The 12,438-nt window shown below is 68.2% G+C and carries 15 protein-coding genes; 5 read left to right on the top strand and 10 right to left on the bottom strand.

Going from position 1 to position 12,438, the window contains the following annotated elements; all coding sequences use genetic code 11:
- The first annotated feature begins 39 nt into the window (after positions 1-39).
- Complete coding sequence (locus OG326_RS08480) at positions 40-534, top strand: transcriptional regulator (RefSeq protein ID WP_327144045.1); 495 nt, start codon at positions 40-42, stop codon at positions 532-534.
- A complete protein-coding gene (locus OG326_RS08475) occupies positions 531-938 on the top strand; it encodes a DUF3817 domain-containing protein (protein ID WP_327144044.1) in 408 nt (135 codons plus the stop codon). Before OG326_RS08480 ends, OG326_RS08475 begins: the two co-directional genes overlap by 4 nt.
- A gap of 2 nt (positions 939-940) precedes the next feature.
- Here the strand turns inward: OG326_RS08475 and OG326_RS08470 are convergent, their stop codons facing one another.
- The 10 genes from OG326_RS08470 to clpS all read right to left on the bottom strand — a co-directional run bounded on the left by OG326_RS08470 (position 941) and on the right by clpS (position 7,998).
- Positions 941-1,549: a non-canonical purine NTP pyrophosphatase gene (locus OG326_RS08470; protein ID WP_327144043.1), complete on the bottom strand. Its 609-nt coding sequence runs from the start codon at positions 1,547-1,549 to the stop codon at positions 941-943.
- The gene (gene rph, locus OG326_RS08465; protein WP_327144042.1) at positions 1,549-2,322 is read right to left on the bottom strand and encodes a ribonuclease PH; all 774 of its coding nucleotides are present in this window, start codon (positions 2,320-2,322) and stop codon (positions 1,549-1,551) included. The genes OG326_RS08470 and rph overlap by 1 nt, the downstream gene beginning before the upstream one ends.
- A gap of 18 nt (positions 2,323-2,340) precedes the next feature.
- Positions 2,341-3,105 (bottom strand): cyclic nucleotide-degrading phosphodiesterase, encoded by a 765-nt coding sequence (locus tag OG326_RS08460; RefSeq protein WP_327146419.1) that lies wholly within the window; start codon positions 3,103-3,105, stop codon positions 2,341-2,343.
- A 68-nt stretch (positions 3,106-3,173) separates the two neighbouring features.
- Positions 3,174-3,872, bottom strand: a complete 699-nt coding sequence (locus OG326_RS08455; protein WP_442790929.1) for a rhomboid family intramembrane serine protease — start codon at positions 3,870-3,872, stop codon at positions 3,174-3,176.
- A gap of 252 nt (positions 3,873-4,124) precedes the next feature.
- Positions 4,125-5,087, bottom strand: a complete 963-nt coding sequence (locus OG326_RS08450; protein WP_327144041.1) for a PLP-dependent cysteine synthase family protein — start codon at positions 5,085-5,087, stop codon at positions 4,125-4,127.
- Positions 5,088-5,089: 2 nt separating this feature from the next.
- Entirely contained in the window at positions 5,090-5,368 is a 279-nt protein-coding gene (locus OG326_RS08445; RefSeq protein ID WP_327144040.1) for a MoaD/ThiS family protein, read from the bottom strand.
- A 34-nt stretch (positions 5,369-5,402) separates the two neighbouring features.
- Positions 5,403-5,813: a M67 family metallopeptidase gene (locus OG326_RS08440; RefSeq protein WP_327146417.1), complete on the bottom strand. Its 411-nt coding sequence runs from the start codon at positions 5,811-5,813 to the stop codon at positions 5,403-5,405.
- Between the two features lie 215 nt (positions 5,814-6,028).
- Positions 6,029-7,090 carry a P1 family peptidase gene (locus tag OG326_RS08435; protein WP_327144039.1) on the bottom strand — a complete coding sequence of 354 codons (1,062 nt, stop codon included), beginning with the start codon at positions 7,088-7,090 and terminating at the stop codon, positions 6,029-6,031.
- 40 nt (positions 7,091-7,130) lie between these two features.
- Positions 7,131-7,700: an oxidative stress transcriptional regulator AosR gene (gene aosR / locus OG326_RS08430; protein ID WP_327144038.1), complete on the bottom strand. Its 570-nt coding sequence runs from the start codon at positions 7,698-7,700 to the stop codon at positions 7,131-7,133.
- A gap of 22 nt (positions 7,701-7,722) precedes the next feature.
- The gene (gene clpS / locus OG326_RS08425) at positions 7,723-7,998 is read right to left on the bottom strand and encodes an ATP-dependent Clp protease adapter ClpS (RefSeq protein WP_297623599.1); all 276 of its coding nucleotides are present in this window, start codon (positions 7,996-7,998) and stop codon (positions 7,723-7,725) included.
- A 226-nt stretch (positions 7,999-8,224) separates the two neighbouring features.
- Between clpS and OG326_RS08420 the strand changes: the two genes are divergently transcribed.
- The 3 genes from OG326_RS08420 to OG326_RS08410 all read left to right on the top strand — a co-directional run bounded on the left by OG326_RS08420 (position 8,225) and on the right by OG326_RS08410 (position 12,353).
- Positions 8,225-9,571, top strand: a complete 1,347-nt coding sequence (locus OG326_RS08420; RefSeq protein WP_442790928.1) for a nicotinate phosphoribosyltransferase — start codon at positions 8,225-8,227, stop codon at positions 9,569-9,571.
- Positions 9,572-9,641: 70 nt separating this feature from the next.
- On the top strand, positions 9,642-10,211 hold the full coding sequence (locus OG326_RS08415; protein ID WP_327144036.1) for an isochorismatase family protein: 570 nt from the start codon (positions 9,642-9,644) through the stop codon (positions 10,209-10,211).
- 78 nt (positions 10,212-10,289) lie between these two features.
- Positions 10,290-12,353, top strand: coding sequence for an ATP-dependent DNA helicase (locus tag OG326_RS08410; protein WP_327144035.1), 2,064 nt, complete (start codon positions 10,290-10,292; stop codon positions 12,351-12,353).
- The last annotated feature ends 85 nt before the right edge of the window (positions 12,354-12,438 follow it).

Here is a 12,438-nt window from a genome sequence, read left to right as displayed (position 1 = left end):
CTACTACGGCTTGCGTAGTAGCGAGGTACCGTGGAGGTCGTGTCCGCTCCCCACCGCCGCCCGGCTCTGATCATCTTCGTGATCGTGGCGTTCGTGGCCTGCCTCGGTCTGGGGTGGTGGCAGTGGGGGCGCTTCGAATCCGGTAGCGGCACGGGGCAGAACCTGGGCTATGCGCTGCAGTGGCCACTTTTCGCGGGGTTCGTGGTGTGGGCGTACTTCCGGTTCGTGCGACTCGAGCAGGAGGCCCGGGAGGACGGCGCGCCGGAGGCTGCGGCCGATTCCGCACCGGCGCCCGGCGATTCCGCTGCGAGCACCGCCGGGACCGTGGTCGCGCCGCGCATCAGAAAGCCGAAACCGGTTGTGGCGCGCGAGATTCCGGCCGGATTGCTGCCGGAGCGACCGAAGTCGGCGACCAATGACGATCCCCAGGTCGCCGAATACAACAAATACCTGGCCGAACTGCACGCCAGCGACCTCGATCAGCAGATCACGGACGCCGGGCTGCGCAACCATCCCGAAAGGAGCGCCGGGTGACCGCGCGCGACAACTCCGAGGCCCCCGTCGCGACCGGTGAAACCACCCTCGCGCCCCGCCCGCTCGGCGCAGCCGCGCCCGAGAAGATCCGCGGCGCGCTCCTGCGCTACCGCACGCTGGCCTGGATCACCGGTATCTGGCTGCTGGTGCTCACCGGCGAGGTCGTCTACAAGTACCTGATTCTGGCCGACAGCCACACCGCGCCGCACTGGCTGTTCTATGTCGGCCAGATCCACGGCATCTTCTACATGCTCTACCTGGTCTTCACCATCGACCTGGGCATCAAGGCGCGCTGGAAGCCGGTCACCACGGCGCTGACCTGCCTGGCCGGCACGATTCCGTTCCTGTCCTTCGTGTTCGAGCACATGCGGACCAAGGAAGTGAAGGCCGCCTTCGGGCTCTGAGATCAGTTGGCCGCCAAGGCCTGCAGCGCCGGAAGCAGCTGTCGCAGGGCGCGGCCGCGGTGCGAGGCGGCGTCCTTCTCGGCCGGGCTGAGCTGGGCCGCGGAGACAGTGCCGCCCTCGGGAACGAACAGCGGGTCGTAACCGAAACCGCCGTCGCCCACCGGTTTCCGGGCGATGACGCCGGGCCACTCGCCGCGCACGACCTCTTCGACACCGTCGGCGACCAGGGCGCAGGCGGAGACGAAACCCGCGCCGCGCCGCTCGTCGGGGACATCGCCGAGCTGGGCCAGCAGCAGCGTGTTGTTGGCCTCGTCATTGCCGTGCGTGCCGGACCAGCGGGCCGACAGCACCCCGGGCATACCGTTGAGAGCATCCACCGCAATACCGGAATCATCTGCGACACAGGGCATTCCGGTGGCGGCGAAACCGTCGCGCGCCTTCGCGAGCGCATTCTCCTCGAAGGTCGCACCGGTTTCGGGAGCCTCGTCGTACGGCGGCACATCGTTCAGGCCGACGATCTCGATGCCCGCGATACCGGCCTCGTCGAGAATGCGGCGCAATTCGTTCAGCTTCTTGGCATTACGGCTGGCGACCAGCACCCGGCGCGACATCAGGACTTCTTCTTCGCCTCGGACGGCTCGGGGAGCACGCCCGGATACGGCAGCGCGAGCGCTTCCTTCTGCACCACGAACAACTGCTCACACCCGGCGAGCGCGGAATCGAGCAGCTTGTCCAGGGTGGAGCGCGGGAAGGTGGCGCCCTCGCCGGTGCCCTGGATCTCGACCAGGGTGCCGGTATCGGTGGCCACCACATTCATATCGACCTCGGCGCGCGAATCCTCCTCGTACGGAAGGTCCAGGCGCACCCGGCCGTCGACCACGCCGACGCTCACGGCGGCGATACCGCAGGAGATGGGCTGCGGGTCGTTCAGCTTGCCGGCGGCGGCCAGATAGGTGACGGCATCCGAGAGCGCCACGTACGCGCCGGTGATGGCGGCGGTGCGGGTGCCACCGTCGGCCTGCAGCACATCGCAGTCGAGGGCGATGGTGTTCTCGCCGATGGCGGCCAGATCGATGCAGGCGCGCAGCGAACGGCCGATGAGCCGGGAGATCTCCTGGGTGCGACCGCCGACCCGGCCCTTCACCGACTCGCGGCCGGAACGGGTGTGGGTGGCGGCGGGCAGCATGGCGTATTCGGCCGTGAGCCAGCCCAATCCGGAATCGCGACGCCACGGCGGCACCCCATCGGTGACGCTCGCGGTGCACATGACCCGCGTTCCACCGAACTCCACCAGCACCGAACCCGCCGGATGCGCGGTGAAGCCCCGGGTGATCTTTACCTCGCGGAGTTCGTCATCCGCCCTGCCATCGGCTCGTGTAGACACGAGCCACAGCCTAGACGGTCAGATTTCGAAGACTTCGCCGGGAGAAACCGCGTGTACCGGACCGCTGAAGACCGCCTTCGCCTCGGCGATGACGTCCTCGCGGGAGGTCCACGGCGGAATATGGGTGAGCAGCAGTTCACCGACACCGGCCTCGGCGGCGACCACGCCCGCCTCATGGCCCGAAAGGTGAATGCCGGGCGGGCGATTCGCCGGGTCATGGGTCCAGGAGGCCTCGGCGAGCAGCACATCCGCGCCGCGCGCCAGCTCCACGACCTCCGGGCACAGCGCCGTATCGCCGGTGTAGACGAAGGTGCGGTCGGGAGCGGTCTTGATGCGCAGACCGTAGGACTCCGGCGGATGGAACATGCGGCGGGCCTCGACCGTATGGCCGTTGCCGAACGGGATCGGCGCGTCGACCGACCACTGCCGCATATCGATCACATCGGACCAGTCGTCGGTATCGCCGCCGATCTCCGCGGACGCATTGCCGATACGCAGCGACGTGTCGGAGGGACCGTAGACGATGGCCTTCCCCGTCGGCGGATTCGGATGGTAGCGCCGCCACACCAGCAGGCCCGGCAGATCCAGGCAGTGGTCGGCATGCAGATGAGTCAGGAAGATATCGACTTCACCGGGATCGAGGTAACGCTGCAGCGCACCCAATACGCCCGGGCCGAAATCGATGACGGTCGGAGTCATATCCGGGCCGGTGAGCAGGTATCCCGATGCCGGGGAATCCGGGCCGGACACGCTGCCCGAGCACCCGATCACGGTGAGGCGCATTCCCCCATGCTGCCACGCTGCTGTCTCACTCAAGGAGGGATCCCCCAAATCGCCGGCCGGGTCCACCGTCACCCCGACGACGCGATACGGCCGGCGTTAGGCCCGCGACGATGACGACGTTCATCCGATGAGAGTACCCATCCGGCAACCAGTCCACCCACCGCCCCGAAAAGATGTCCTTGCCAAGAGATTCCGGGGTCTCCGGGCAGCACACCCCACAGAATCGAGCCGTACAGCAACCCCACTACCAGGCCGATGGCGATCTGCACCACATTGCGCGCGAAGATGCCGCGCGAAATCAAATATGTGAGCCAGCCGAATACGAGGACCGAGGCGCCGATGTGGACGGTATTCGACGGCCCGATCAACCAGGTGCCGCCTTCGCCGATCACCCAGACGATGGCGGTCGCGGCCAGCCCCCGGCCGATACCGGTGAGCAGGGTGAGCAGACCCAGCACCAGCACCGGGACGGTATTGCCGATCAGATGTTCCCAATTGGCATGCAGCACAGGGCCGAAGACAATGCCCTCGAGCCCGTCCGCCGTGCGCGGCTTGACCCCGGCCTGATCGAATTCCTGCCCCGTGGCCGCGTCCACACCTTCGATCCCGTACAGCAGTGCGGTGAATCCCAGCGTGATCGCAATAGCCCGCTGCCACAGCAGCTTCAACGCCCCCGCCGAACGCGGCTCCGACCCCGAATCGGTCAACTGCCTCTGCATCCGCCCGATCCGCTCCGGATCGAACGACGCTCCGACACCACCGGTCATCGCCAGTACCTCCTAGACCACCCTCTGCCCCGAGCGTACCGGCGACCCAAGCCCCCCGCCCCGCCCCGCCAGCCGCTCCCGCCCACCGACCGGCAGAGCACTTCATCGAGAGGGCTCTCACGGAGGCGACACGCCGTAAACGCCCACTATGAGAGCCCTCTCGATGACTGCATCGTGAGTGGGGCCAGGCGCGACGTCGGGGGTGGAGGGGTACGCCGTGAGTGGGGAGCCCGGGTCGGGTGCGGCAGGGGGTCAGGCCCAGAGTTGGCCTTCGAGGCGGTCTTCGGCTTCTTCGAGGGTGCCGTCGTAGGCGCCGGTGGAGAGGTATTTCCAGCCGCCGTCGGCGACTATGAAGGCGATGTCGGCGGATTTGCCTGCCTTCTCGACTTTTTTCGCTACGCCCAGGGCCGCGTGCAGGATGGCGCCGGTGGAGATGCCGGCGAAAATGCCTTCTTCCAGGACCAATTCGCGGGTGCGGCGGACGGCGTCGTAGGGGCCCACCGAGAAGCGGGAGGTCAGGACGGATTCGTCGTAGAGCTCGGGGATGAAGCCCTCGTCGATATTGCGCAGGCCGTAGACGAGTTCGCCGTAGCGGGGTTCGGCGGCGACTATGTCGATGCCGGGGACCTTCTCGCGCAGGAAGCGGCCGGTGCCCATCAGGGTGCCGGTGGTGCCCAGGCCCGCGACGAAGTGGGTGATCTCGGGGAGGTCGGCGAGGATTTCCGGGCCGGTGGTCTCGTAGTGGGCGAGCGCGTTGGCCGGATTGCCGTACTGGTAGAGCATCACCCAGTCCGGATTTTCCGCGGCGATCTGCTTGGCCAGGGCGACAGCCTGATTGGAGCCGCCGGCGGCGGGCGAGTCGATGATGCGGGCGCCGAACATGGTCAGCAGCTGGCGGCGCTCGATCGAGGTGTTCTCGGGCATGACGCAGACCAGGCTGTAGCCCTTGAGCTTGGCGGCCATGGCCAGGGAGATGCCGGTATTGCCGCTGGTCGGTTCCAGGATGGTGCAGCCCGGGGTCAGCAGCCCGTCGGCCTCGGCCTGCTCGATCATCCGCAGGGCCGGGCGGTCCTTGATCGACCCGGTGGGATTGCGGTCCTCGAGTTTGGCCCACAACCGCACATGGTTGTCGCCGTCCCATTGCGGGGACAGGTTGCGCAACCCGACCAGCGGGGTATTGCCGAGCGTCGCGATCAGCGACTCGTAGCGGGCCACGGTTAGCGCGCGCCGCCGGCGACCGCCGGGAGGATGGTGACGGTGCCGCCCTCGGGAACCTCGGCCTCCAGGCCGCCCGCGAAACGCACATCCTCGTCGTCGACGTAGATGTTCACGTAGCGGTTGAGCTTGCCGTCCTTGAGGAGTCGATCCTTGAGGCCGGTGTGATTGGTCTCGAGGTTGTCGATGAGGGCGGCGAGGGTCGCGCCTTCGGCCTGCACACGCTTCTCACCTCCGGTGAGGGTGCGCATGATGGTCGGGATGGAGACGATGACCGGCATTGTGGGCTCCTTAGCTGTATCCGGCGGAAAGTGTTCAGGCGGTGGTGATCTCGACCGGCTCCTCGGTGACGACGCCGTCGAGGATGCGGTAGCTGCGCAGCTCGTGCTGCTCGGGATCGCGGGTGGAGATCAGCACGTAGTGGGCGTTCGGCTCGGACGCGTAGGAGATATCGGTGCGGCTCGGGTACGCCTCGGTCGCGGTGTGCGAGTGGTAGACGACCACGGCTTCCTCGTCGGCATCGTCCATGGCGCGCCAGACTTTCAGCTGTTCACCGGAATCGAAGCGGTAGAAGGTGGGCGAGCGCTCGGCATTGACCATGGGCACGAAGCGCTCGGGGCGGTCGGAGCCTTCGGGACCGGCGATGACGCCACACGCCTCGTCGGGGTGATCGGCGCGCGCGTGCGCGACCATTGCCTCCACGAGCTCGGCCCTGATCACCAGCACTGTCGAATCCTTCCACTCACCACCCGACGGACGCCCGCCCGCAGGCAGGCGAATCGCTGTCGTCAACCAGTCAGAATATTCGGCTATTCCCGGCGGCTCGGGTCACACCCCCCGAAGCTCCGGCGGCTTCTCCGCGTGGCATGCCCCCGGCACGATCGAGCAGCGGAACCCGATTGCCGCAGCTGAGGTGGCCGGCCGCGCCGCGGCGCCGGGCCTTACGCGCCGAACAGGTCTGTGTAGGAAGGAATTCCGGCGACCGAAGTCGCGGAGAGAATGGCGTCGACTATGGCGCGCTCCACACACACCGCGGCGGCGGTGCACAGCTGATCGAGGATCAGCAGGTCCGTGGGAAAGGCCGGCGGCAGGGGGAAGGCCGGGCCGAGCGCGGCGGTGCCGGTGGCCAGGGCGAAGAGCGTGTCACCGTCGAGCGGCGAATGCGCCGGGCGGATGGCGCGGGCCAGGCCGTCGTGCGCGGTGGTCGCCATTCGGCGGCAGGCCGAGGGGTCCAGCGCCGCATCGGTGGCGACCACGCCGATGGTGGTATTGAGCACGGTGCCCTTCACCGGGAGCGCGTTCGCGGCGGCCAGGCGGTCGGCGGCGACGGGCCGCAGGCCGAAGTGCTCGGGACCGTCCGTGCCTGTGCCCCAGGGCAATCCGGTGCGCGGATCGAAGGCCGAGCCGACCGGATTGGCGACGACCAGCGCGCCCACCGTGATCCCGGCGGCCGGTCCGTCGGTGAAGCGCACACTCGCGGTACCCACCCCGCCCTTGAGGGATCCGGCCCGCGCACCCGCGCCCGCGCCGACCGAACCGCGCGCGAATTCCGTGTTCGCGGCGTCCGCCGCCAGGAATCCGAAGTCGGCGCCGGGCCGAATATGCCAGTCCCCCACCGGAAGATCGAAGATCACCGCGCCCGGCACGATGGGCACCACCCGGGACGGATCGGCGGGATCCATCGGAATGCCTTCGCCGTGCTCCTCCAGCCAGCGCATGACGCCGTCGGCAGCGGCCAGGCCGTAGGCGCTGCCGCCGGTAAGCAGCACCGCATTCACCTGGCGCACCGTATTGCCGGGGTCGAGCAGATCGGTTTCGCGGGTACCCGGTCCGCCGCCGCGCACATCCACCGAGGCGGTCGCGCCGCCCGGTACGCGCAGCACCGTGCAGCCGGTGGCCGCGCCGGATCCGAGGGTCGCGTCCGGGTCGATCGAGTGCTGGTGTCCCACCAGCACGCCCGGCACGTCGGTGATCGAATTCTGTGGTCCCGCAGCACTGTTCACGGACTTCACCTCCGAGCCGACGGTATCCCGAGCCGGACGGCTAGGGCATGAGCGCTTGCAGCAGCGAGTCCTGCATCCAGGTCAGCCAGTGGTAGACGTCGAGGCTGGGGGCGCGCGGATCGTCCTGGTCCAGATGTTCGGGTGTGTCGGCGTCGATATCGAGCGCGGTGCCCAGCGCCAGGCGGACGTCATTGAGCGCATTGAGCCAGCAGTCGGCCTGCTCGGGGGTGAGGATGATCTTGCCGCCCTGCGGCGGGAGGGTTTCCAGGATCACCAGCCCGGCGGCGACCTTGGTTTCGATGATGTCCGGTTCGTGCAGGCTGCGCAGCGCGGAATTGAGACCGGCGCGCTCGGCATCGGGCGAACCCGGTTCACTGCGATGGAAATCGGGCAGCAGCCGGGCCAATCGCGGATCGTCCGGCGGGGTGGTGTTGCCCAGCTGTAACCCGGTGAGGGCGGCCAGTTCGTCCTCGGGGGCCGACTGGGCTCGGTCGGTCAGCAGACCGGTCACCGCGCCCACCAGCGAGCGCAGTACCTCCGCCTCGTGGGCGTCCATTTCCGAACGGAGTTTCAACCCGCTCAGGGAGTTCTTCCTGCTCCACTTCCGCACCGGGCTACCGTAGCTGCCCGGGTCACTGGTCACGCTGCATGGTGGCCCATAGTCCGGCCGCGTGCAGGCGCTGCACGTCATGCTCCATCTTGTCGCGCGAGCCCGAGGAGACCGCCGCCTTGCCCTCGTTGTGCACCTGGAGCATGAGCTCGTTTGCCTTGCCTTTGCTGTAGCCGAACAGCTTCTGGAAGATGTAGGCCACGTAGTGCATGAGGTTGACCGGATCGTCCCAGACCACGGTGACCCAGGGCCGGTCCTCGGCCTCCAGGATTTCGGTGTATTCGACCGCCTCGGGCATTGCCTGCGAGGCTCCGGCGATCACGTGCGCCGCCGGCGCAGTCACCGGTGCCGCCGACACTGCCCTGTTCGCGCCTGCCGGACCGGCGGCAATCCGGACAGCGTCTTCTGTGCACAGACCCATAACGTCCAGGGTACGACTCGACGGCGGAGAAACAACAGCCCACACGACACGCCCAGCGCGGACATCAGCTCGGCCGACGTGTCGGAGAACGGGCGGCAACGGGATGACCGGTCGGTCTGTGCCTACAGTGGTGGTCGTGACGATCGCCGACGGCAGTACCAGCACCGCCCTGCTGACCGACCAGTACGAGCTGACCATGCTCGCCGCGGCACTGGCCGACGGATCCGCGCACCGGCGCTGCACGTTCGAGGTGTTCGCGCGGCGGCTGCCGCACGGCCGGCGGTACGGCGTGGTCGCGGGCACCGGGCGCCTGCTGGCGGCGCTGGCCGAATTCCGTTTCGGCGAGCCGGAACTCGCGATCGTGGCGAAATTCCTGGATCCGGCCGCGGTGGAGTGGCTGCGCGACTATCGCTTCAGCGGCGATATCGACGGTTATCGCGAGGGCGAGCTCTACTTCCCGGGCTCCCCCATCCTCACCGTGCGCGGCACGTTCGCCGAATGCGTGCTGCTGGAGACGCTGGCCCTGTCGATCTACAACCACGACAGCGCCATCGCCGCGGCCGCCGCCCGCATGGTGAGCGCCGCCGGCGGCCGCCGCATGATCGAAATGGGTTCGCGCCGAACGCATGAGCTGGCGGCCCCGGCCGCCTCGCGGGCGGCCTACCTGGCCGGGCTCGACGCCACCTCGAATCTGGAGGCGGTGCGCAGCTTCGGCGTCCCGGGATCGGGCACCAGCGCGCACGCGTTCACGCTGCTGCACAGCGGATCCGACGGTGAGCACGAGGCCGAAGCTTTCCGCAGCCAGATCGCGACGCTCGGCATCGGCACCACCCTGCTGGTGGACACCTTCGATATCGCGCGCGGCGTGAGCACCGCCATCGAGGTCGCGGGGCCCGAATTGGGCGGTGTGCGCATCGATTCCGGCGATCTCGGGGTGATGGCGCGCCAGGTGCGCGAGCAGTTGGACGCGCTCGGCGCGGTGCGCACCAAGATCGTGGTGTCCGGGGATCTGGACGAATACGCCATCGCCGCGCTGCGCGCCGAACCGGTGGATGTGTACGGCGTCGGGACCGCGCTGGTCACCGGATCCGGTGCGCCCACCGCGGGCATGGTCTACAAACTGGTCGAGGTCGACGGCGTTCCGGTCGCGAAACGCAGCTCGCACAAGGAATCTCGCGGCGGCACCAAGCGGGCGGTGCGGCTGGTGCGGCGCACCGGGACGCTGGTCGAGGAGATCGTCTACCCCGATTCCGGGCAGCGGCCCGAACCCAATGGGTACGAGGTCCGCGATCTGCAGACGCCGCTGGTCCGCAAGGGCGAGGTGGTCCCGGATCTGCCGAGTCTGCACGACAGCCGCGAACTGGTGGCGCGGGGGCTGATCAGCCTGCCGTGGGAGGGCCTGAAGCTCTCGGCCGGGGAACCGGCGATTCCGACGACCTTCCTCACATAGCCGAGCGGTCCCGGGGCGCGGCACAATGCACGGATAAGGAACCGTTCGCCCAGGCCCCCGGGAGGTCGCTATGAGCCGAGCACTGATCGTCGTGGACGTGCAGAACGATTTCTGCGAGGGCGGGTCGCTGGCCGTCGCGGGCGGCGCGGCGGTGGCCGAGCGCATTACCGAATACCTCGGCGTCTCCGATTACACCGCGGTGGTGGCCACCCGGGACTTCCACATCGATCCGGGCGCGCACTTCTCCGACCGGCCCGATTACGTCGATTCCTGGCCGCCGCACTGCCGGGTCGGCACGCCCGGCGCGGACTTCCACCCGGCGCTCGATACCGCTCCCGTCGAGGAGATCTTCTCCAAGGGCGCGTACACCGCCGCCTACTCCGGCTTCGAGGGCACCGCCTCCGACGGCTCGACCACCCTCTCGGACTGGCTCCGCGACCGTTCCATCGACGCCGTCGACGTCTGCGGCATCGCCACGGATCACTGCGTCCGCGCCACAGCCCTCGATGCCCGCGCCGAGGGCTTCACCACCCGCATCCTCCTCGGCCTGACCGCCCCGGTCTCCCCCGCCACCTTGCAAACCGCCCTCGACAAACTGCGCGCCGCAGGTGTCGAACTCGCGGGGACAGTCGAAAGCTGATCACTTCGGCAACGCCGTCAGGACACCGCACCGACGGTTGCTCGCGGGTTGTCGGCCGGGCGCAGTAACCTGGCCGTCGTGCCTGAAATTCCTCCTGTACCCAATCTGTTGGCCACTGCGGTGCAGGCGCTGGGGGGTAAGGAGCGCAAGGGGCAGCAGACCATGGCTGCGGCGGTGGCGCATGCCATTGATACCGGGGAGCATCTGGCGGTGCAGGCGGGGACCGGGACGGGGAAGTCGCTGGCCTATCTGGTGCCGAGTCTGCGGCATGCGGTGCGGACGGGGCGGACCGTTGTGGTGTCGACGGCGACCATTGCGTTGCAGCGGCAGCTGGTGGATCGGGATCTGCCGCGGTTGAGCGGGGCGCTGGCCGAGCAGCTGGGGCGGGTGGCGCAGTTCGCGATTCTCAAGGGGCGCAATAACTATCTGTGCTTGAACAAGATCAATAGTGCGATTCCGGACGAGCCCGGTGAGGCCGAGCTGTTCGATGCCTTCGCCATCTCGCGGCTCGGGCGCGAGGTGCAGCGGCTGCACGAATGGGTGTCCGATACCGAGACCGGGGATCGGGACGAGCTCACGCCGGGCGTGACCGATCGGGCCTGGCGGCAGGTGAGCGTGAGTTCGCGTGAGTGCCTGGGCAAGTCGCGGTGCCAGTTCGGGCAGGACTGCTTTGCCGAGAAGGCGCGCGCGGAATCGGGTGCGGCCGATGTCATCGTCACCAATCACGCGCTGCTGGCCATCGATGCCATCAGCGGCATCCAGGTGCTGCCCGAACACGATGTGGTGGTGATCGACGAGGCGCACGAACTGGTCGACCGGGTGACCGGGGTCGCCACCGCGGAGCTGTCCACCGGATCCATCAGCGCGGCCGCCAAACGCTGCACCAAACTCATCGACGAGCAGGAGGTGGATCGCCTCGAGGGTGCGGCCGAGGCCTGGCACACCCTCCTGGACGAGCTCAATCCCGGTCGCTGGGATCGCATGCCCGACGGCGCCGCCTCGGTGCTGGCGCTCATTCGCGACGCCGCCTGGAACGCCCGTACCGCGCTCGCGCCGACGGGTTCCACCAATCCGCAGGCCGATCCCGAATCCGCGGCCGCCCGCAATCAGGCCCTCGCCGCCATCGAGGAGATCCACGACGCCGCGGTGCGCGTGCTCACCACCTACGAGGAGCCGGATCCGTCCGCGCATCGCGATGTCATCTGGCTGGCCAGCGATGAGGTGCGCGGCGTCCCGCGCCGCACCCTGCACATGGCCCCGCTCTCGGTGGGCGGTCTGCTGCGCAGTCGCCTGTTCGGTACCGCCACAGTCGTTCTCACCTCGGCCACGCTGCAGATCGGCGGCTCCTTCGACAATCTGGCCGTCACCTGGGGCCTGCCGCCCAAGTCCGCGGCCAAGGTGGATCCGGCGCTGGCCAGCGGTGTCGAGGCTCCCTCCGATGCCGCTGCGCTGCACTGGAATTCGGTCGATGTGGGCTCCCCGTTCGATCATGCCAAATCGGGAATCCTGTACGTGGCCAAGCATCTTCCCGCGCCGGGTCGCGACGGGCTGCCGACCGCGTACCTGGACGAGATCGAGCGCCTCATCACCGCAGCCGGCGGCCGCACCCTCGGCCTGTTCTCCTCCATGCGAGCGGCCAAGGCCGCCACCGAGATTCTGCGCGAGCGGCTGGACACCCCGGTGCTGTGCCAGGGCGACGACGCCACCGGCGCACTGGTCAAGAAATTCGCCGAGGACCCGGAAACCTCACTCTTCGGCACACTCTCGCTGTGGCAGGGCGTGGACGTGCCGGGCCCTTCGCTGAGTCTGGTTATCCTGGACCGGATTCCGTTCCCGCGCCCGGACGATCCGCTGCTGGTGGCGCGGCAGCGCGCGGTGGAATCGCGGGGCGGCAACGGTTTTCTGTCGATCGCGGCCAATCATGCGGCATTGCTACTGGCGCAGGGCACCGGCCGCCTGCTGCGCAGTGTGGACGATCGCGGCGTAATCGCTATTCTGGATTCACGTCTCGCGACCGCCCGCTATGGCGGATATCTTCGAGCGTCGTTGCCGCCGTATTGGGAAACGTCCGATCCGCAAGTGGTGACAAAGGCTTTGGAGCGACTTACCAAATCTCCTGAGCTAAACAAAACACCCGTGTGAAAACGATCACACGAGTGGTCTGTACTTCCGAATAGAAGTAAATTGGCCTGCGATACCCCGGTGTACCCCCAATTCCCACATCGGA

Source organism: Nocardia sp. NBC_01327 (assembly GCF_035958815.1).
Lineage (GTDB): Bacteria > Actinomycetota > Actinomycetes > Mycobacteriales > Mycobacteriaceae > Nocardia.
Note: the sequence above shows the minus strand (reverse complement) of the source record. Positions and strands in the feature narration are given on the sequence as shown.

What these genes read in the sequence shown, in the direction of transcription:
- OG326_RS08470 (WP_327144043.1), bottom strand. Translation starts at nt 1,549, where the DNA reads ATGTCGCGCCGGGTGCTGGTCGCCAGCCGTAATGCCAAGAAGCTGAAC.
- OG326_RS08460 (WP_327146419.1), bottom strand. Translation starts at nt 3,105, where the DNA reads ATGCGCCTCACCGTGATCGGGTGCTCGGGCAGCGTGTCCGGCCCGGAT.
- OG326_RS08455 (WP_442790929.1), bottom strand. Translation starts at nt 3,872, where the DNA reads ATGACCGGTGGTGTCGGAGCGTCGTTCGATCCGGAGCGGATCGGGCGG.
- OG326_RS08445 (WP_327144040.1), bottom strand. Translation starts at nt 5,368, where the DNA reads ATGCCGGTCATCGTCTCCATCCCGACCATCATGCGCACCCTCACCGGA.
- clpS (WP_297623599.1), bottom strand. Translation starts at nt 7,998, where the DNA reads ATGCCCGAGGCGGTCGAATACACCGAAATCCTGGAGGCCGAGGACCGG.
- OG326_RS08420 (WP_442790928.1), top strand. Translation starts at nt 8,225, where the DNA reads ATGACCGGTCGGTCTGTGCCTACAGTGGTGGTCGTGACGATCGCCGAC.
- OG326_RS08415 (WP_327144036.1), top strand. Translation starts at nt 9,642, where the DNA reads ATGAGCCGAGCACTGATCGTCGTGGACGTGCAGAACGATTTCTGCGAG.